Annotated in this window: 11 protein-coding genes; 8 read left to right on the top strand and 3 right to left on the bottom strand. The window is 69.7% G+C overall.

Features of this window, described 5'->3' with window-relative positions:
• Positions 1–112 precede the first annotated feature (112 nt).
• Together GNX71_RS19615 and GNX71_RS19610 are read left to right on the top strand one after the other, a co-directional pair.
• Positions 113–7,354, top strand: coding sequence for a DUF11 domain-containing protein (locus GNX71_RS19615; RefSeq protein WP_241026988.1), 7,242 nt, complete (start codon positions 113–115; stop codon positions 7,352–7,354).
• Positions 7,355–7,395: 41 nt separating this feature from the next.
• Positions 7,396–12,690, top strand: a complete 5,295-nt coding sequence (locus GNX71_RS19610; protein WP_241026987.1) for an Ig-like domain-containing protein — start codon at positions 7,396–7,398, stop codon at positions 12,688–12,690.
• Positions 12,691–12,712: 22 nt separating this feature from the next.
• Here GNX71_RS19610 and GNX71_RS19605 read toward each other — a convergent pair whose 3' ends face one another.
• From GNX71_RS19605 to GNX71_RS19595, 3 genes are all read right to left on the bottom strand, one after another.
• Positions 12,713–13,117, bottom strand: a complete 405-nt coding sequence (locus GNX71_RS19605) for a helix-turn-helix transcriptional regulator (RefSeq protein WP_206173860.1) — start codon at positions 13,115–13,117, stop codon at positions 12,713–12,715.
• Positions 13,118–13,430: 313 nt separating this feature from the next.
• Entirely contained in the window at positions 13,431–13,628 is a 198-nt protein-coding gene (locus GNX71_RS19600; protein ID WP_206173859.1) for a hypothetical protein, read from the bottom strand.
• Positions 13,629–13,870: 242 nt separating this feature from the next.
• A complete protein-coding gene (locus tag GNX71_RS19595) occupies positions 13,871–14,218 on the bottom strand; it encodes a hypothetical protein (RefSeq protein ID WP_241026986.1) in 348 nt (115 codons plus the stop codon).
• A 183-nt stretch (positions 14,219–14,401) separates the two neighbouring features.
• On the opposite strand from GNX71_RS19595, the gene GNX71_RS19590 reads away from it, so the two are divergent.
• From GNX71_RS19590 to prpF, 6 genes are all read left to right on the top strand, one after another.
• Entirely contained in the window at positions 14,402–14,668 is a 267-nt protein-coding gene (locus GNX71_RS19590; protein ID WP_206173857.1) for a hypothetical protein, read from the top strand.
• 127 nt (positions 14,669–14,795) lie between these two features.
• Positions 14,796–15,191 carry a hotdog domain-containing protein gene (locus GNX71_RS19585; RefSeq protein WP_206173856.1) on the top strand — a complete coding sequence of 132 codons (396 nt, stop codon included), beginning with the start codon at positions 14,796–14,798 and terminating at the stop codon, positions 15,189–15,191.
• The gene (prpC, locus tag GNX71_RS19580) at positions 15,188–16,360 is read left to right on the top strand and encodes a 2-methylcitrate synthase (protein WP_206173855.1); all 1,173 of its coding nucleotides are present in this window, start codon (positions 15,188–15,190) and stop codon (positions 16,358–16,360) included. The genes GNX71_RS19585 and prpC overlap by 4 nt, the downstream gene beginning before the upstream one ends.
• A gap of 127 nt (positions 16,361–16,487) precedes the next feature.
• Positions 16,488–17,471 carry a tripartite tricarboxylate transporter substrate binding protein gene (locus tag GNX71_RS19575; RefSeq protein ID WP_206173854.1) on the top strand — a complete coding sequence of 328 codons (984 nt, stop codon included), beginning with the start codon at positions 16,488–16,490 and terminating at the stop codon, positions 17,469–17,471.
• 31 nt (positions 17,472–17,502) lie between these two features.
• The gene (gene acnD / locus GNX71_RS19570) at positions 17,503–20,127 is read left to right on the top strand and encodes a Fe/S-dependent 2-methylisocitrate dehydratase AcnD (protein ID WP_206173853.1); all 2,625 of its coding nucleotides are present in this window, start codon (positions 17,503–17,505) and stop codon (positions 20,125–20,127) included.
• A 34-nt stretch (positions 20,128–20,161) separates the two neighbouring features.
• On the top strand, positions 20,162–21,355 hold the full coding sequence (prpF, locus tag GNX71_RS19565) for a 2-methylaconitate cis-trans isomerase PrpF (RefSeq protein WP_206173852.1): 1,194 nt from the start codon (positions 20,162–20,164) through the stop codon (positions 21,353–21,355).
• The last annotated feature ends 6 nt before the right edge of the window (positions 21,356–21,361 follow it).

Here is a 21,361-nt window from a genome sequence, read left to right as displayed (position 1 = left end):
CCGCTTGCACGCAGCACGCAACCGCACCTGTTCCCGCAGGCGGCAGAGGAAAAAGTTTTCTTGAGTTTTGACGGCCTGCGCCACGCGCGGGAGCCGACGGAAGGTTCGTGGCGTGCGATTTCTTTTCGAGTACCTGAGCACCTGCTCGCAGCGATGGCGAGGCGGCATGGCCGCGGCCGTCGCGGCGATGGCGGTCGTGTGCTGCATGCTCGCCGGAAACGCCGCACACGCCGCGCCTGCGCCCGGCGGCACCGTGATCCGCAACGTCGCCACCGCGACCTACGTGCCGGACGGCCTCGCGCAGACCGAGACGTCCAGCTCCAACGGCGTCAGCGCCAGCGTGCTGCCGGTGGAGGCGCTGGTGCTCACGCAGGACCAGGCGGTCAACCGGCCGCCGGCCACCGTCGTCACGCTGAGCCACCTGCTCGCCAACACCGGCAACGTGCCGTCGAGCTACACCATCGGCCTGGTCAACAACGGCGCCGGCTGCGCGGCCGGCGCGCTGGTGCTTTCGGGGCTGCGCGTGGTGCGCGACAGCAACAACAACGGCGTGGTCGATGCGGCCGATCCGGTGCTGCCGCTGGGCGCCGCCGGCGCCATCGCGCTGCGGCCCGGCGAGACCGCCGCGCTGCTGGTGCAGGGCACCATCCCCGCCACGGCCAGCGGCAATGCCTGCCTGGTGCTCACCGCCACCACCGCGCTGCAGAACCTCGGCGCCGTCAATCGCGACACCGTCAGCGTGGGCGAGGCGGCGGTGCTCGCCCTCACCAAGTCCGCGAGCTACCCGGGCATCGTCGTTCCGGGCAGCACGCGCATCGACTTCACGGTGTCGGGCACCAACATCGGCGCGCGCGATGCCCGCCCCGGCAACACCGCGGCGCCGGCCGGTACGCCGTTGCTGGTGAACGGCACCCCCGCCAGCCTGCTGCTGGTGCGCGACCTCGTGCCCGCGGGCACGCGCTACATCGCGGGCAGCCTGCAGAGCACGGCGGCCGGCGCGGTGCGGCTGTTCCGCCTGCCGGGCGACGCGGACTTCAGCTACCGCACCGCCGAAGACGCCTCGGCGGTCGAAGTGGGCATCGGCGTGCCGGCGCCGCTCGCGCGCAATGCGTCGATCGCGATGCAGTTCGCGGTGCAGGTCAAGGCCGACCAGACCGGTGACATCCGCAACACCGCGCAGAGCTACTACAACGACGGCGCGGCACCGGCGGTGTCGCCGTCGAACACGGTGGTCATCACCTCGAGCCAGAACCGCATCGGCGTGGCCAAGGCGGCCTCGACGCCGCGCATGAACCGCGGCGCCGACGGCCAGCCCGACGGGACCGCCACCGTGACCTTCGACGTCAACGTGCGCAACTACGGCGCGGTGTGGCTCTACGGCGTGCAGCTGCCCGACGTGATGGAAGGCAGCGGCGCCACGCAGTTCGGCAGCTTCACCTCGGCCGCCGTGCCGGCCGCGAACCAGTACACGATCGTGCCGGGCACGCTGGCCATCGCGAGCAACCAGGGCAACGGCGTGAGCGGCACCGTGGCCGCGGTCAACAGCGCGTTCAACGGCACCGCCGGCGCGCAGAACCTGCTGGCGCCCGGCGCGGTGCTGCCGGCAGGCGCGCAGTTCACCGTGCGCTTCGACGTGCGCTTCAACGTCGGCGGCCGCGCCGGCACGCTCTACAACACCGTGCGCGCCCAGGCCGCACTCACGCCCGGCGGTGCGCCCGTGGCCTTCGACGACTCGGTCAACGGCAGCAACCCCGATGCCGACGGCGACGGCAACCCGAACAACGACAGCTCGCCCACGCCGGTGTCCACGCAGCTGCCCACGCTCTCGCTGCTCAAGACCGCTTCGGCGCCGCGGCGCGTGGCGCAGGGCGTGTACGAGCTCGACTACCACCTCAAGGTGACCAACACCGGCGTTGCCGCGGCGCCGAACCTGCGCCTCGTCGACAACCTCAATTGCACCTTCGACATGGACAAGCCCGACGGCCTCGTGGCCGCCTGGGAGCTGACGGGTCCGCCGAAGGCGCGCAACGGCGTGCTCAATGCCGCGGCCGGCTTCACCGGCCGGGCGCGCTGCGACCGCGAAGCGCTCGCCAGCAGCGACCCCTTCAGGCTGCCGACCGAAGCGGTGCTGAGCGTCACCGACGGCAGCCGCGCGCTCGCGCCGGGCCAGAGCGAAGAACTCTCCTTCACTGTGCGCATCACGCAGAAGCCCGGTGTCGTCGGCGGCCGCATGGCGCTCACCAACAAGGCCTGGGCCGCGGCCTTCGACCAGAACACCGTCAACGTCACGCCGGCCATGCTGGTGGCGGCGAGCGCCGGCTCGGTGCAGTCGCTGCTGGCCGACCCGCAGGGCACGGTCTACAACGCCGTCACGCGCGAGCCGGTGGCCGGCGCGGTCGTGACCTTCACGCGCCAGTCGTGCAGCAGCGGGGCGGTCACGCCGATCACCACGGACCAGCTGTACGGCGGTTCCTCGGGCCTCTACACGGTCAATGCCAACGGCAGCGTGTCGATGACCACGGGCGCCGACGGGAGCTACCAGTTCTTCCTGCAGTCGCCGCCGGTCACCGGCTCGTGCACCTACGCGCTCGGCGTGGCGCCGCCCGCCGGCAGCGGCTATGCGGCGCCGTCTCAGCTCATTCCGGCCACGGCCGGCACCTTCGGCCGGTGCGGTGCCATCGCGCCCAATGCCGGGCCGCCGCAGGGCGCGGACCCGACCACCCATTACTTCTCGCTCAACGCGGGCTTCGATGCCGCGGGCGCCGCCTGCGACGTGGTGCACAACCACATCCCGCTCGATCCGGGCAATGTGCTCGGGCTGGTGCTGCGCAAGGAAGGCAGCAAGCGCCAGGCCGAGTTCGGCGACTTCATGGACTACGCGCTGGTCGTCACCAACAAGACTGGCTTTCCGGTGACCGGAGTGCGCCTGGCCGACAGCCTGCCGCCGGGCTTTGCCTATGTGGCGAAGAGCGTGCGCCTGAATGGCTCGGCCGCCGTCGATCCGGCCGGCGGCGCGGGGCCGCAGCTTGTCTTCGACTACCCGGCGCTGAAGCTGGGCGTGGACCAGTCGGCCACGGTGCGCTATCGCGTGCGCATCGGCGTGGGTGCGCCCACCAACGGCGATGCCGTCAACCGCGCCCGCGCGAACTCGGGCCCGATGCAGTCGAACCTGGCCGCCTGGACCGTGCGCGTGACCGGCGGCGTGTTCTCCGACGACGCCTTCCTGTTCGGCAAGGTCTACATGGACTGCCGGCGCGACGGCCGGCAGGAGGGCGACGACGAGATCGGCGTGCCCGGCGTGCGCCTCTACATGGAGGACGGCACCCATGTCATCACCGACGTGGAGGGCAAGTGGAGCCTCTACGGCCTGAAGCCCGTCACCCACGTGCTGCGCGTCGACCAGACCACGCTGCCCCAAGGTGCGCGGCTCGAGGTGCTCGACCACCGCAATGCAGGCCGCGCCGAAAGCCGTTTCGCCGACCTGAAGAAGGGCGAGTTCCACAAGGCCAACTTCGTCGTCGGCAACTGCGACACCCCGGGCGTCGTGGCCGAGGTGGTGGCGCGCCGTGCGGCCATTGCCGCCATTCCCGACACCGAGGCCGAGGCGCAGGTGCGCATGCGGCTGGACCCCGAAGGCCGGATCGTGCCGGTGGGCGATGTGCGCTCGCTGCCTGCCAGCGGGCAGTCGTCGATCACGGGCAGCACGGGCAGCACCGGCTCCACGCTCGCCAGCTCGGCCCCGCTGATCGCGATGCCCGTGGCGCCTTCCGGTGCGAGCAGCTTCGTCAATGGCGCATCGGGCACGTTGAGCGGCACGCTCGGCGCCAGCGCGGCGCCGGCACCCACGCCCGCGGGCAGCCTGTTCGCGGCATTGAACGGCCTGCCCACCAACGCGCAGGGTGCATCGGCCACGGGCGGCGGCGCCACCGGCGTGGGCGCTTTTGCAAGCCGCCCGGTCAACACCGCCACCGCGATGCTGGAGCCGCGCCAGAACGCGGTGGCGCCGCTGCTGCCGCAGGCCGCGCCCAGCCCGGTCGAGCTCGAAGCGCTGCTGCCGCAGATCGAAGGCAATGCCCTCGGCTTCATCGACCTGAAGGACGGCGACACGCTGCCGGGCCAGTCGGTGAATGTGCGCGTCAAGGGCGAGGCGGGCCTCGCGCTGCGCCTCACTGTCAACGGCAAGGCCATCGAGGAGCGCCGCGTCGGCAAGAAGACCCAGGTGGCCGGCAAGAAGCTCGGCGCCTGGGAATACATCGGCGTGGTGCTGCAGCCCGGCCCCAACCGCCTGCAGCTCGAGGGCGTGGATCCGTTCGGCAACGCGCGCGGCACCGCGCAGCAGATCACCGTGGTCGCGCCCGACAAGCTCGGCGCGATCCAGATCGAGCTGCCGCCTTCGGCGCAGGCCGACCTGCGCACGCCGGTGATCGTGAAGGTGCGCCTGACCGACGCGGCCGGCGTGCCCGTGACCGCACGCACCCAGATCACGCTGGAGACCGACCGCGGCCGCTGGCTCGACGAAGACCTGAACCCCGCCGAGCCGGGCACGCAGGTGTTCATGGAAGGCGGTGCAGCCGAGTTCCGCCTGCTGCCGCCCGGCGAACCCGGCGATGCGCGGCTGCGCGTGACGGCCGGCAGCTTCGTGAAGGAAGTGCGCCTGGCGCTGCTGCCCGAGATGCGGCCGATGATCGGCGTGGGCATTGTCGAAGGCGTGCTCGACCTCACGAAACGCGGCGGCGTGCCGCTGGGCGCGATGCCTGCCGGCGCCGCCTTCGAGGCGGAACTCACCGGCTTGGCCGACGAGAGCAACAACCGCCGCGCCGCCGCCCGCACCGCCTTCTTCTTCAAGGGCACCGTCAAGGGCGAATACCTGCTCACGGCCGCCTACGACTCGGCCAAGACGCGCGACGACCGCCTGTTCCGCGACATTCGGCCCGACGAGTTCTATCCCGTCTACGGCGATTCCTCGGTCAAGGGCTTCGACGCGCAGAGCACGCAGAAGCTCTACGTGCGCATCGACAGGAACCGCTCCTACCTGCTGTACGGCGACTTCACCACCGCCAGCAGCACCGAGGTGCGCAACCTGAGCCAGAGCAACCGCGCGCTCACCGGCGCCAAGCATGTGTACGACGACGGCAACGTGCGCGCCACCAGCTTCTTCTCGCGCACCGCGCAGACGCAGCAGGTGGAGGAGTTCCGCGCGGTCGGCACCTCGGGCCCGTACTACCTGAGCGCCACGGGCGGCGAGTTCGTGGACAACAGCGAACAGGTCGAGGTGGTGGTGCGCGACCGCAACCAGCCCAACCTGGTGCTGCAGCGCACGACGGTGGCGCGCTTCGTGGACTACACCATCGAGCCGCTCACCCGCCGCATCCTGTTCACGCATGCGATCTCGTCGGTCGATGCGAACCTCAATCCGCAGTCGATCCGCGTGACCTACGAGGTCGATGCCGGCGGGCCGAAGTTCAACGTGGCCGGCACCGACGTGCAGGTGAAGGTCGGCGACAACCTGCAACTGGGCGTGGTCGCGAGCACCGACGAGAACCCCGAGAACCGCCGCAAGCTCGGCGCGCTCACGGCCGTGGCGCGCGTGGGCGACAACACCACCATGGCCGGCGAGTGGGTGCGCACCGAGTCCGACAAGAACGGCAAGGGCAGCGGCGGCCGCGTGGAACTGCGCCACCAGACCGAAGACCTTGCCGTGGTGGCGCTTGCCAGCAAGACCAGCACCGGCTTCGACAACCCCGGCGCCAGCTTTTCCGCAGGCCGCACCGAGGCCTCCGCGCGCGCCGAGTACCGCATCGACACCGGCACCGCGGTGCGCGGCGAGGCGCTCTTCAGCCAGGACGCGCTGCTCGGCGGCAGCCGCCGCGGCTTCACCGGCAGCGTGCAGAAGAAGTTCGGTGAACAGATGGTCGCCGAAGTGGGCCTGCGCCACGGCCAGAGCGGCGCGGGGCTGGGCACGAATTCGGGCTTCGACTACGGACAGGTCTCGACCTACAGCGGCAACCTGGGCAGCGGCGTGGGCGCCGGCAATGTCACCGCGCTGGGCGCCGCGGCCGCCGCCAATGCGAGCGCCCAGGACCTGACGACCGTGCGCGCGCGCCTGTCGGCCCAGGTGCCGGGCCTGCCGCAGGCCAACGTGTTCGTCGAGGGCGAGCAGGACATCCACAAGTCCGACCGCCATGTGCTGGCCATCGGCGGCAACTACGCCGTGACCGACAAGACGCGCATCTACGGCCGCTACGAGCTGGTCTCCAGCCTCTACAGCCAGGACGAACTCGGCACGACCGGCCCGAACAACGTCGGCATCCTGGGCGTGGAGAGCAGCTACATGGAAGGCGGCCGCGTGTACAGCGAGTACCGCCTGGCCGACAGCATCGACGGGCGCGCCGCGCAGGCGGCCACGGGCGTGCGCAACACCTTCAGGCTCGACGACCAGTGGCGCCTGACCGGCGGCATCGAGCACACGCGCCAGCTCGGCGGCCTGGCCAACAGCGGCAACACCGGCACGGGCTACGCGGGAGGCCTCGGCCAATCGACGGCCATCACCGGCGGCATCGAGTACGGCACCGACCGAATCAAGGCGAGCGGCGTGCTCGAAGGCCGGCGCGGCGACGACGCGAACACGCGCCTGTTCAGCGCCGGCTTCGGCTACAAGATCGACCGCGCGTGGAGCCTGCTCGCGCGCAGCGTGATGAGCGACAGCGAAGGGCAGGACACCAACGCGGGCAACGCGCATCACCTCGCGCGCCATCAGATCGGCCTGGCCTATCGCCCGGTCGACACCGACAGCTGGAATGCGCTGATGCGCTACGAGCGCCGTTCGGAGCGCGTGGTGGGCACGGGCAGCTCGACCGGTGCGCTGGACGGTGCGAGCGTCTTCGGTTCGGGCTCGGGCAACGCGAGCCTGCCCGGCCGCACGAGCGCCGACATCGTCTCGGCCCATGTCAACTACAACCCGCGGCCCGGCACCGTGATCAACGGGCGCTACGCGGCCAAGTGGTCGCGCGCCGACGACGGCTGGCTCAGGAGCACTTACTGGGCGCACCTGCTGCAGGCGCGCTTCACGCAGGACATCGACAAGGACTGGGACCTCGGCGTCCAGGCGGGCCTGCTCTACGGCAAGGGCGGCGCGCTGCAGAAGACGCTGGGCATCGAGGCGGGCTACCAGGTGATGAAGGACCTGTGGGTATCGGCGGGCTACAACTTCGTCGGCCTCAAGGACCGCGACCTCACCGCCAACGAATACACCAGCAAGGGCGCCTACATCCGCCTGCGCTTCAAGTTCGACGAGACGGGACTCGGCTTCCCGTCGGCCGGCGCCGCGGCTGCGGCGGGGGCGGTCGGCCCATGACAAGAAATGATTCGGCCGCGATGGCAGGACAGATGACTCACATGCTTTTCTCGAGCGTCCGGCGCGGGCGCGTCCTGTCGGTGCTCCTGGCGCTGCTGGCATTGCTGCTGGGGTCGGCGCCGACGCTGGCCGCGCAGGTCGCGTGCACGCCGCAATCGGGCTTCAACTCCTGCGTGCGCGTGACCTACGCCGGCAGCGACCAGACCTTCACCGTGCCGACCGGCGTGACCTCGGTGTTCATCAAGGCCTGGGGCGCGGGCGGCGGCGGACCCAACACCAGCTACTACACCGACCAGCGCGGCGGCGGCGGCGGCGGCTTTGCCTCCGGCACACTGGCGGTCACGGCCGGCACTGCATTGGGTGTTCGCGTCGGCGAGGGCGGTGGGGTCAACGACGCTTCGACGACCTACGGCGGCGGCGGCGCGGGCGGCAACGGACAGGCCACGGCCATCGGTGCGAGCGGCGGCGGCCTGTCGGGCGTGTTCGCCACGACCACCTACACACAGGGCAATGCGCGGCTCATTGCCGGCGGCGGCGGCGGTTCTTCGCCCGGCGCGGACACCGGCACGCCGGCCGGCGGCGGGGGCGGTGGGGCGAGCGGGCGCACCGACGGCGTGGCCGCCAGCGGACGGCCCGGCACCCAGACAGCGGGCGGCGCGGCGGGAACGGGCGGCGCCTGCAACCTCGGCGCACCGACGGCCGGCACGGCGCTGCAGGGCGGCAACGGCGGCTCCACCAACGAGAACCAGAACGAAGGCGGTGGCGGCGGCGGCGGCGGCTACTTCGGCGGCGGCGGCGGCCTGTGCCAGGGGGCCGTGCCCAACGGCATGGGGGGCGGGGGATCCGGCTACGTGGGCGGTGTCACCAGCTCGACCACGGCCGTCGGACTGAATTCGGCCGCCGACAACGTCGGCGGCGCGGCGGCCACCACGGGCGACACCCACTACGTGCCCGGCACCGGCACGGGCGGTGGCGGCGATGCCAGCGGCGGCAACGGCCTCGTGGTGATCCAGTTCAATGCGCCGGCATCGATCGCACTGAACAAGACGGCGCCGGCCACCGTGGCGCCGGGGGCGGCCATCGCCTACGTCCTGAGCCTGACCAACAGCGGCCCGGCCGCCACCGGCACCTCGGTGGTCGTGCGCGAGCAACTTCCGCCGGGCGTGATCGCCGCATCCGTGGCCGTGGGCACCGGCGTCACCTCCGTCAATTGCGGCACGCTGCCGAGCGCGGCCGGCGCGGCACTGACCTGCACGATGACGCTGCCGGCGGCCGGCATTCCCGCCAACACCGGTGTTCGCAGCTTCACGCTCAACGCCACGGCGCCGCTGGTGGCGGCAGGCACCGTGCTCACCAACTACGCGAACAGCAACGTGTCCGGCAGCGGAACGCCGGCCACGGCGCCGGGCGCGGCCTGCGTGTCCAACGCCACGGTGAGCTGCGACAGCGCCGACACCACGGTGGTCACCGGCGCCGCTGCGCTGGCGCGCTCGGGCGAGCGCACCGTCACCGACAACCAGCTGGCGAACGGCAGTGCGCAGGACGTGCTCGAGGCCATCGTGCGCGACGCGGCCGACAACCCGGTGGCCGGCACGGTGGTGACCTTCGCCGCCACCGCCGGCGTGGCCTTCAACGGCGGCACCGTCGGCGCGGCCGGCAGTTGCACCACCGGCGCCACCGGTCTCTGCCAGGTCACGGCGACCAGCACCGTGGCCGGCGCCAAGAGCAGCGGCGTCAGCATCCCGGCCGGCGCGTTGACCGGCGTCTTCACCGCGGGTGGCCAGAGCTATGGCGCGAGCCCGGCCGCCTACAGCTTCGTGGTCGGCGTGCCGAGCGCCGCGCAGTCGGGCCTGCGCGTCTCCACCGACGGCCAGGTGGCCAACGGTGCGGCGCAGGACGTGCTGCAGGCCTTCGTGCGCGACGCGAGCGGCAACCCGGTCGGTGCCGGCGTGGTCGTGAGCTTCGGCGCCACGCCCGACGTGGCCTTCAACGGCGGCGCGGTGGGCGCGGCGGCCAGTTGCACCACCACCGCCGCCAGTCTCTGCCAGGTGACGGCCACGAGCACCGTGGCCGCCACCTACAGCACCACCGCGGTGACGCTGGGCGGCGTGGCACTGGGCGGCAGCTTCACTGCGGGCGGCAGCAGCTACCTGCCGAGCCCGCAGCCCTACCGGTTCCTGTCGCTGCCGACGGTGACCATCCGCAAGACCTCGCTCAACGGCGTCGGCAGCTTCGACTTCACCGGCAGCAACGGGCTCGCCGCGCAGAGCATCGTCACCACCGTGGCCGGCACGGCCGCCAGCGCGCCGACGCAGACGCTCACGGCCGCGAGCACGGCCACCACCATCACCGAGAGCGTGCCGCCGGCGGGCTACACGCTGACGTCGGCCTCCTGCACCGGCCTGCCGTCCGGTGGCACCGCCACGCTCTCCGGCCGCACGCTCACGCTCAATGCCGCGGCGACCGCGCCGGGTGCCAACCTGGTCTGCACCTTCACCAACACCGGCGACACCGGCGGTACCTCGCCGCCGATTCCGCCGACGGTGAGCTGCCTGTCGAACGCGGCGATCTTCAACACCGCCTACAACGGCGTGAACGGCCCGCCGCTGAGCACCGGCCGCGACACGGTGTGGGAGTCGGGCGAGGGCGCCGCCAGCGGCGGGCCCGGCACGGTGGTCTCGTGGCAGCGCGCCTACGTGGGCAACAAGGCGCCCGGTGCGTGGATCGACTCGCCCTTCGGCAACGCCAACTGGAACTCGAACTACAACCCGAACCACACGGGCAACGTCGACGTCTACCACCGCTTCACCTTCAACATGGCGGCCTCGGTGAACCCGGCGACCTTCTCGCTGAAGCTGGACTTCTATTCCGACAACTCGGTGGCGGAAGTGTTCGTCAACGGCGTGCTGCAGAGCGTGCCCGGCGTGCCGCAGGGCGGCGGCGATCCCTACAACTTCCGGGGCTTCGATCCGGGCCGGCAGGCGAGCGCGACGCTGGCGAGCAACTGGCGCGCCGGCAGCAACACCGTGGTGGTGCACATCAAGAGCGGGGCGAATGCCGAAGGCTTCCTCGCGCAGGCCACCACCACCGCGGTCTGCGCGCCGCCCACCCTGGCGCTGTCGAAGACCACCACCGGCGGCGCCGGCGGCCCCTTCAACTTCACGCTGAGCAACACCACGCAGACCAACGGCGTGGTCAGCACCGTGGCGGCGGGCACGGCGGTGCAGGTCGACGGCAACACCGCGACGGCCGGCACGCAGCCCTTCTCGGCCGCGGCCCAGGGCACGGCGATCACCATCGCCGAGCCGGCGGTGCCGGGCTGGAACCTGGCGGGCGCGACCTGCACCGATGCCGGCACGCCCGTCGGCAGCCTGGGCAGCGGCGCCGATGCGCGCACCTACACGATCCCCGCGGCCAGCGTGCAGTACGGCAGGCCGCTGGTATGCACCTTCACCAATGCAGCCTCGGCCACGGTGACGGTCAGCAAGGTGAGCAACGGCGGCGTGGGTCCCTTCGGCTTCACCGGCAGCAACGGTCTGGCGGCGCAGACGATCACCACCACCGCGGCCGGCACCGCGGTCGCGGGCGCGATCCAGACCCTGACCGCGCCAGGCGTTGCCACCACCATCACCGAAGACCCGCTGCCCGCCAACTACGCGCTCACCGGCGTGAGCTGCACCGGTCTGGGCGCGGGCGGCACCGCCACGCCCGACCTGCCCAACCGCAAGGTGACGCTCGATGCGGCCGCCACCGTGGCGGGCAGCAACATCGCCTGCACCTTCACCAACACCTACACGCCGCCGTTCCCCAGGGTGCGGATCGTCAAGACCACCACCGGCGGCAGCGGCACCAACCTGTTCGGCTTTGCGCTCAGCGGACTCTCGGCCGCCACCGACAGCATCAGCGTGACCGGTGCCGGCACCGCGAGCGGCGCAGCCGGCCTGACCGGCACGGCCGGCCAGCAGGCCAGGATCCGGGAAAGCGTGCCCACCGGCTGGCCCGCGAATCCGATCAGCGCGAGCTGCCTGGACGCGGCCAGCGCCACGCCCACCGTGCCCTTCGGCACGCTGGTGGGCAACGAGCTCACGATTCCCGCGGCCAACATGGTGGCCGGGGCCAACATCACCTGCACCTTCGTCAACGGCTTCGGCTTCAGCGTGACGGGCCGCGTGTTCCTCGACAACGGCACCGGCTCGGGCGTGGCGAACGACGGATTGGTGAACGGCACCGAAGGCGGCATCGCCGGCGTGGGCGTGCGGCTGACCAACTGCGGCGCCACGGTGCTGTCGAGCGCCACCACCGACGGCGCCGGCAGCTACGCACTCGATGTGCCCTTTGCCACCGCCGCGAACGCACCGCTGTGCGTGGAAGAGACCAACACCGCATCGCGCCTGTCGACCGGTGCCTCGTTCGGCACCGTCCCGCTGCCCTCGGGCTCGGCGGTGGCCAGCGGCGGCACGAGCTACACCTACACGCGCGCCGGCACGCCCGACCGCATCGCCTTCGCCTTCGCCTGGAACGGCACGGGCCACACCGGCCTGAACTTCGGCGACGTGGACCGCAACACCTTCGCGGCCGATGGCGCCAAGAGCGGCATGCCGGGCAGCACCGTCAGCTATGCCCACACCTTCATCGCGCGCACCGGCGGCACGGTGCGCTTCGGCATCTCGAACTCGGTCGACACGCCCGCGGTGAGCGGATGGAGCGGCAAGATCTTTGCCGACACCGGCTGCACCGGCGCGCAGCAGCCCGGCGCCGCGCTGCTGTATCCGCCGTCGGCATCGCTCACGGTGGTGGCGGGGCAGAACGTCTGCATCGTGATGCAGGCGTTCATTCCGGCCAATGCGGCCAACGGCAACAACAACCAGAGCACGGTGCAGGCCAGCTTCGACTTCACCAACGCCGGCCCCGCGCTGAGCGCGAGCTACACGGTGCTGGACACCACGACCGTCTCGAACAGCGCGCTGGAGCTCAAGAAGGAGGTGCGCAATGTCACGCAGGGCGCGAGCTTCGGCGTGAACAACCAGGCCAAGTCGGGCGAGACGCTGGAGTACCGCGTCACCTATACCAACAACGGAACGACGCCCATCTCCGGCATGACGGTCAACGACACGACGCCCCAGTACACCAGCTTCGTGGCTGCGCAGGCCGGCACCACGCCCGTCTCGCTGACCGCCTGCAGCAAGAACACGCCGGCCAATGCGCTGCCCGCGCCTGCGGTGGCCTGTGCGGCCTCGCAGGTCGCAGGCGGCACCGGCGGGCTGCGGTGGTCCTTCGCCGGGTCGCTCGCGCCGGGCGCCACGGGTGCGGTGCTGTTCAGCGTGAAGGTGGACTAGCGGCGCGGCCGTCCGCGAGTCTTCAATCCGTGATCGGCGAGTCCGCTGGCTCCTGAATGCCCAGCGTCTCGCCCGCGAGCCAGATGTAGAGCTCGATGCGTTCGGACTCGTTCATCTTCTTGTGCCGGGCGGCCACTTCCTCGAACTTGACCAGCACCTCGCCCACGGTGGGATGCACATTCTTCGACAGATGCATCGGGATCTCGACCCACTTGGGCCCGGCACCGGTGGCCAGCCATCGCGGGTGGACCCGGAAATAGTCGGCGATGACGAACAGGTGGGCCGATTCGATGCCCTTGTTCCGCCCCGAAAGCCAATTGGTGATCGCCGCACGGGTCACCCCGCAGCGGCGGGCGAGGTCGGCCTGCCATCCGCGGCCGCTGACCGTCGTGAGGTCCTTCAGCCGCTCGGTGAAGGTGCCGTTCATCGCGGGCACCCCGCGATCTGGCCGCGGGGCGGCGGCGGGGTGGAGAGGCACAAGGAGCGCTGCGGCGTGGTCCGGACAGCGAAAGACGGATGAGGCATGAAATCCAGGGGTTGAAACAGTTCCGTGGCGCTCCCCTGCCAGGCTCTTCGTCCATTGGCTGCGCTAACGCATTCGCGCATTTTTTCACGAAAGCAGTTATTTTTCATCATCAGCGAGAGACATCTGTGATGAATTGATCCGGGCAATCGCAACCCGGCCGGATTTCATGAGCGCCTGCTGCGGCCACGCTGCCGCTTTCGTGCCGGCGAGGCCACTACCTCTTCGCAAAGCGGGGCCGCGCATCTCTTTTGATCTTGGCCGCCTCGATCTCTCGTTCGGAATGGAGCTGGTGCTTGCCGCAGTTGTCGCAGCGATAGAGGCGCAGCCACGGGAGCATTCGCATCCAAGGGGTGCGGCGCATGCGCTTGAGATGATCAATGCCGCACGGGCAGGCGGAAAACAGGTTGTGCATGAAGAGGGCGATCCAGATGTCATGGGCCCCCTTTGCCAAGCTCTATGGCTTTTCGGCAGATGTATTGCGATGCAGCATTCTTTCAGTGAACCGTGACATACGCCCTCCCATGTTCACGTCATTTGTAAAGCTATGTTGCTACATGTTGTAGGGCGTCCTGCGATCCAGGGCCTTGACGCGCCCGGGTTTCGGATCGGACGGTGCCTGCGTGCGTCGCCCCCAATGAGCAAGGGCGGAGACGATCAGGCCTTGTCGTGTTGCCGCGGTCCCTTGGGGATCAGAGCCTCGTGCGCGAAGTTTTCCTGGTTCGGTGCACGCGCCCTGAGCGCCAGCCACCAGAGCAGCGCCGCATTGACCGCCCAGCTGCCTGCGATCAGCAGCAGCGCGGTGTTCGCCACACCAGGCGAAAGGTCCAGCGTGAGCAGGCCCAGCGACCACGGCAGGCCGCCCGCGATGGCGACCAGCATTCCGACATCGCTTTCCGGCACGACCGCGCTCCCCAGCACGCACACCGCGCCGGCGACCGTGTAGATCGACGCCGCAATGCGCCAGCCGGGGCGAAAAGACAGTTGTGAACGCACCGTGGACATGACCCGAGCATCGCCGATTGCGGTGTCGGCCGTGAAGGCCGGATACGCGCAGGAACGTAGTGTTTTAGCGACGGTTCGTTGGCCGGCCTGCCAACCAGATCACGATCGCCGCGCTCCGTTGCGGCAGCAGAAGCTTCACACCCGTTTCGCGCGACTGTCACCTGACCGCGCCACCATGCGCGCATGGCTGGCCAACTCATCTCCATCGCCCTGACCGTCGACCAACACGACGCCGGGGATTATTTCTGGGTGCTCCTCGAATCCTTCGACAACTCGATGGAGTTCGAGCCGCTGATGGAGGCGGCCACAGGCTTCGCCACGTACGGCGATGCGCTGCAGGCGGGCTATGTCGTGCTCAAGGGACTGTCGGACGACCTGGGCGTCGGGCCTCGGGAGGAGGGCGACGATTCGAGCCTGATGGCAACCGACGACATCGGCGACGCCGACTGACGCATCGCGTCGCGTTGCACCGCGGCAAGGGTTGTTCGCAAGATTCGCAATACCGGGTCACCGCCTTCGCAAGAGTTCGCCCTTTCAGTCCTTATGCGAATCGCGGTTTCTGCGTAGATTGCGAAGCATGACGACACCCATTGGAACCACCGAAATCCGCGAACTGGTGCTGCCGGTGCATGCCAATCACCGCGGCACGCTCTTCGCCGGCCAGGGCCTGCAACTGATGACCAAGGCGGCTTTCCTGGCCGCGCGCGGCCTCGCGCAGCGCGAGGTGGTGATGGCCGGCGTGACCAGCGTCGCCTTTCTCTCGCCGGTGCCGGTGGGCTACCAGCTCATCCTGCGCGGCTGGGCGAGCCGCATCGGCCGCTGCTCGATGACCGTGTGCGTGACCGGCATTGCCGACGTGCCGGGCGTTCCCGCGGAAGAAGTCCTCAAGGGTGTGTTCGAGATGGTGGCGGTCAATGCCGCCGGCCGTCCCACCGGCATCGATCGCTCTTATCTGAACAAGGAAACCGCATGACGACCACCACGACGAACGAAACAGCCGCCCCGGCCGGCTTCAAGCCAAAGAAATCCGTTGCCCTGTCGGGCGTGACGGCGGGCAACACCGCGCTGTGCACCGTCGGCCGCACAGGCAACGACCTGCACTACCGCGGCTACGACATCCTGGACATCGCCGAGGTCTGCGAGTTCGAGGAAATCGCCCACCTGCTGGTGCACGGCAAGCTGCCCACGCGCGCCGAACTCAAGGCCTACAAGACGCGGCTGAAGGCGATGCGCGGCCTGCCGGCCAACGTGAAGGCCGCGCTGGAGAGCCTGCCCGCGGGCGCCCATCCGATGGACGTGATGCGCACCGGCGTCTCGGCGCTGGGCTGCGTGCTGCCCGAGAAGGACGACCACAACCTGCCCGGCGCGCGCGACATCGCCGATCGCCTGATGGCCTCGCTCGGCTCGATGCTGCTGTACTGGTACCACTGGAGCAGCCAGGGCAAGCGCATCGAGGTCGAGACCGACGACGATTCGATCGGCGGCCACTTCCTGCATCTGCTGCACGGCCAGAAGCCCTCCGAGGCCTGGGTGCGCGCGATGCACACCTCGCTGAACCTCTACGCCGAACACGAGTTCAACGCCAGCACCTTCACCGCGCGCGTGATCGCCGGCACCGGCAGCGACATGCACTCGGCCATCGCCGGCGCCATCGGCGCGCTGCGCGGCCCCAAGCATGGCGGCGCCAACGAGGTCGCGTTCGAGATCCAGAAGCGCTACGACGCGCCCGACGAAGCCGAGGCCGACATCCGCCGCCGCGTGGAAGCCAAGGAAGTCGTCATCGGCTTCGGCCACCCGGTCTACACGGTGAGCGATCCGCGCAACGTGGTGATCAAGGGCGTGGCGAAATCGCTGTCCGAGGAGGCCGGCTCCACCAAGATGTTCGACATCGCGGAGCGCCTGGAGACGGTGATGTGGGAGGTCAAGAAGATGTTCCCCAACCTCGACTGGTTCAGCGCAGTGAGCTACCACATGATGGGCGTGCCCACGGCGATGTTCACCCCGCTGTTCGTGATCGCGCGCACCAGCGGCTGGGCCGCACACGTGATCGAGCAGCGCGTGGACAACAAGATCATTCGCCCGAGCGCCAACTACACCGGGCCGGAAGACCTGGCGTTCGTGCCGATCGCGGCGCGCGTCTGAGCCACAGGGCCCCCGCTGGAGTCTCCGAGCGTTTTCGCGGGTTGGCCATGCAGGCGCAAACTGGCGCCCGCCACCGCGATGGCGATCCGTCGCGAGCGGCATGGAAAACAACACTGGAGACAACCGCATGACTTTGAATCGCCGTACCTTTTCCTCGGCGGCCCTGGCCGGGCTGGCACTTCCCGCCGTCCGCCCGGTCTGGGCCCAGGACGCCTTCCCGAGCAAGCCGCTCAAGATCGTCTGCCCGTTCGCGCCCGGCGGCGGCTCGGACTTCATTGCACGCGTGGCGTCCAACGTGCTCAGCCAGCGGTTGGGCCAGCCCGTGGTGGTGGACAACCGCCCGGGCGCCGGCGGCACGCTGGGCACCGAATACGCGCTGCACACCCCCGGCGACGGCTACACGCTGCTGCTGATTGCCGGCAGCTACACCGTCAACCCGTCGCTCTACAAGCTGCGCTTCGACCCGGTCGCCGACATGACGCCGGTGATCCAGTTGTCCAAGGGCGCGTACGTGCTTTGCGTGAACCCGGCCAAGGTTCCGGCGAAGAACCTGAAAGAGCTGCTCGACTACGCGCGCCAGAACCCGGGCAAGCTGACCTTCGCCTCGGCGGGCAACGGCAGCCACCTGCACATCGTGAGCGAGTACCTGTTCGGCATGGCCAAGGTCAAGGCTACACATGTGCCGTACCGCGGCACGGGGCCGGCTGTCACCGACCTGGTGTCCGGCAACGTGGACATGCTGATCGCGGGCACCGAGGCGCTGATGCCGCATGTGCAGTCGGGCCGGCTGCGCGCATTCGCCGTCACCACGGCGCAGCGCCTGCAGGCCTACCCCGACATTCCTTCGATCGCCGAGGCCGGCGGGCTGCCCGCCTACGACGTGGTGGCATGGCACGGGCTGATCGCACCCAAGGGCGTGCCGCCCGCCGTGCTCGCCAGGATCAACGGCGCACTCGACACCGGCCTGAAGGCCCCCGAGCTGAACGCCAAGCTGGAGCCCACCGGTGTGTCCGCTGCCGGCGGCACGCCCGAACAGTTCGGAGCGCTGATCCGCGCCGAGATTCCCCGCTATGCCAAGGTCGTGAAAGACAACGACGTCCGCTCCGAGTAAGCCGCTTTCCGTTTTGCCCCGATTCGCCACGATGAACCCACGACACAGAAAACAACTCCCCGGCACCGCGCTGGACTACATCGACGCCCGCGCCGCGGTCGACGCGCTGCACCCCGGCGCCTGGGACACGCTGCCCTACACCGCGCGCGTGCACGCAGAGAACCTGGTGCGCCGCTGTGACCTGGGCATCCTCGACGAATGCCTGCTGCAGCTCATCGAGCGCCGGCGCGATCGCGACTTTCCGTGGTTTCCCGTGCGCGTGGTGTGCCACGACATCCTGGGCCAGACCGCGCTGGTGGACCTGGCAGGTTTGCGCGATGCGATCGCGGCGGAGGGGGGCGATCCGTCGCAGGTGAACCCCGTGGTGCCGGTGCAGTTGATCGTGGACCACTCGCTGGCCGTGGAGTGCGGCGGGTTCGATCCGCAAGCGTTCGAGAAGAACCGCCAGATCGAAGACCGCCGCAACGAGGACCGCTTCCATTTCATCGACTGGACCCAGCGCGCCTTCGCCAACATGGAGGTGATCCCGGCGGGGAACGGGATCATGCATCAGATCAATCTGGAGAAGATGTCGCCGGTTGTCTACGTGCAGGACGGCCTGGCCTTCCCCGACACCTGCGTGGGCACCGACAGCCACACGCCGCACGTCGATGCGCTGGGCGTGATCGCGGTGGGCGTCGGCGGCCTGGAGGCCGAGAACGTGATGCTGGGCCGCGCCTCGTGGATGCGCCTGCCCGACATCGTCGGCGTGGAGCTGACCGGCCGCCGCCAGCCTGGCATCACCGCCACCGACATCGTGCTGGCGCTCACCGAGTTCCTGCGCAAGGAAAAGGTGGTCGGCGCCTACCTGGAGTTCTTCGGCGAGGGCACGCGGGGCCTCACGATCGGCGACCGCGCCACCATCTCCAACATGTGCCCCGAATACGGCGCCACCGCCGCGCTGTTCTACATCGACGACCAGACGCTCACCTACCTGCGGCTCACGGGCCGCGAAGATGCGCAGGTCGCGCTGGTCGAAACCTATGCGAAGGCTGCCGGCTTCTGGGGCGATGCCCTGAAGACCGCGAGCTATGAACGCGTGCTGAAGTTCGACCTCTCGAGCGTCGTGCGCAACATGGCGGGGCCTTCCAACCCGCACCGCCGGCTGCCGACTTCGCAGCTGGTTGAGCGCAATATCGCCGTCGGCCTGGCCGAGGCCCGGCTGCAGGAGGCCGCGGGGCTGATGCCCGATGGCGCCGTGATCATCGCGGCCATCACCTCGTGCACCAACACCTCGAACCCGCGCAACGTGATCGCCGCGGGCCTGCTGGCGCGCAACGCCAGCCGGCTGGGCCTCAAGCGCAAGCCATGGGTCAAGTCGTCGCTGGCGCCGGGCTCGAAAACGGTGGAGCTCTACCTGCGCGACGCGGGCCTGTTGACCGACCTGGAGCAACTGGGCTTCGGCATCGTCGCCTTCGCCTGCACCACCTGCAATGGCATGTCGGGCGCGCTGGACCCAAAGATCCAGCAGGAGATCATCGAGCGCGACCTCTACGCCACCGCGGTGCTCTCGGGCAACCGCAACTTCGACGGGCGCATCCACCCGTATGCGAAGCAGGCCTTCCTGGCTTCGCCGCCGTTGGTGGTGGCCTACGCGATCGCGGGCACGATGCGCTTCGACATCGAGCGCGACGTGCTGGACGTGGTCGACGGCAAGGAGATCCGCCTGGCCGACCTGTGGCCGAGCGACGAGGAGATCGACGCGATCGTCGCGGCCTCGGTGCGGCCCGAGATGTTCCGCAAGGTGTACGAGCCGATGTTCGCGATCCACGCGGACAGCGGCGAGAAGGTGAGCCCGCAGTACGACTGGCGACCGCAATCCACCTACATCCGCCGCCCGCCGTATTGGGACAGCGAAGGCGTGGGCGCGTTGGCGGCCGTGCCGCGCACGCTGCGCGGCATGCGGCCGCTGGCCATCCTGCCGGACAACATCACGACCGATCACCTGTCGCCTTCCAACGCGATCCTGTTGGACAGCGCGGCCGGCGAGTACCTGGCGAAGATGGGTTTGCCGGAAGAGGACTTCAACTCGTATGCCACGCATCGCGGCGATCACCTGACGGCGATGCGCGCCACCTTCGCGAATCCGCAGCTCGTCAACGAGATGGCGGTGGTCGATGGCGTGCAGAAGAAGGGATCGCTCGCGCGCATCGAGCCCGAGGGCAAGGTCGTGCGCATGTGGGAGGCCATCGAGACCTACCTGAACCGCCGGCAGCCGCTGATCATCGTGGCCGGCGCCGACTACGGCCAGGGGTCGTCGCGCGACTGGGCCGCCAAGGGCGTGCGCCTGGCCGGCGTGGAGACCGTGGTGGCCGAGGGCTTCGAACGCATCCACCGCACCAATCTGCTCGGCATGGGCGTGATGCCGCTCGAGTTCAAGCCCGGCACCACGCGTCTCACGCTGGACCTGGACGGCACCGAAACCTACGACGTGGTCGGCGAGCCCAGGCCGCGCGCCGACCTGACGCTGGTCGTGCACCGCAAGAGCGGCGAGACGCTCCGGGTCCCGGTGACCTGCCGGCTCGACACCGCCGAGGAAGTGTCTATCTACGAAGCCGGCGGCGTGCTGCAGCGTTTTGCGCAAGACTTCCTGGCCGAGAGCCGCCTCGCCGCCTGAGGCAACCACCGTCACCGTCACCATCCCCAACGCCATGGCATCCGTTCCCCAGATCAAGATTCCCGCCGTCTACATGCGCGGCGGCACCAGCAAGGGCGTGTTCTTTCGCCTGCAGGACCTGCCCCAGCAGGCACAGCAACCCGGCCCGGCGCGCGACGCGCTCCTCTTGCGCGTGATCGGCAGCCCCGACCCGTACGCGAAGCAGATCGACGGCATGGGCGCGGCCACTTCGTCCACTTCGAAGACCGTGATCCTCTCGCGCTCCACGCGGCCGAACCACGACGTCGACTACCTCTTCGGCCAGGTCTCCATCGACAGCGCTTTTGTCGACTGGTCGGGCAACTGCGGCAACCTGTCGGCGGCGGTCGGGCCGTTCGCGATTGCGCAGGGGCTGATCGATCGGACGCGCGTGCCGCAGAACGGCATCTGCACCGTGCGCATCTGGCAGGCCAACATCGGCAAGACCATCGTGGCCCACGTGCCGATCGTCGAGGGCGAGGTGCGGGAGACCGGCGACTTCGAACTCGATGGCGTGACGTTCCCGGCGGCCGAGGTGCCGCTCGAATTCATCGACCCGGCCGACGAGGGCGATGGCGAAGGCGGCGGCACGATGTTCCCGACCGGCAAGGTCGTCGAAGACCTCGAGGTGCCCGGCGTGGGCACGCTCAAGGCCACGCTGATCAATGCGGGCATTCCCACCATCTTCGTCAACGCCGCCGAGATCGGCTACACCGGCACCGAGTTGCAGGATGCGATCAACGGCGACGCGAAGGCGCTGGCGATGTTCGAGACGATCCGCGCGCACGGCGCCGTGAAGATGGGGTTGATCAAGGACATCGCCGAAGCGGCGAAGCGCCAGCACACGCCCAAGGTGGCCTTCGTCGCGCCGCCGAAGGACTACACGGCCTCCAGCGGCAAGGCCGTGCAGGCAGCAGATGTCGACCTGCTGGTGCGTGCGCTGTCGATGGGCAAGCTGCATCACGCCATGATGGGCACGGCCGCGGTCGCCATCGGCACCGCGGCGGCGATTCCCGGGACGCTGGTGAACCTGGCGGCCGGCGGGGGAGAGCGCGAGGCTGTGCGCTTCGGCCATCCGTCGGGCACGCTGCGCGTTGGCGCGGAGGCGCGCAAGGTCGATGGCGAATGGGTGGTGACCAAGGCCTTGATGAGCCGAAGCGCCCGTGTGTTGATGGAAGGCTGGGTCCGCGTTCCCGGCGACAGTTTCTGATTGATT

Origin of the sequence: Variovorax sp. RKNM96, assembly GCF_017161115.1 — a bacterium.
In the GTDB taxonomy this organism is placed as follows: Bacteria; Pseudomonadota; Gammaproteobacteria; order Burkholderiales; family Burkholderiaceae_C; genus Variovorax.
This window is presented reverse-complemented; position numbering and strand designations above follow the sequence as displayed.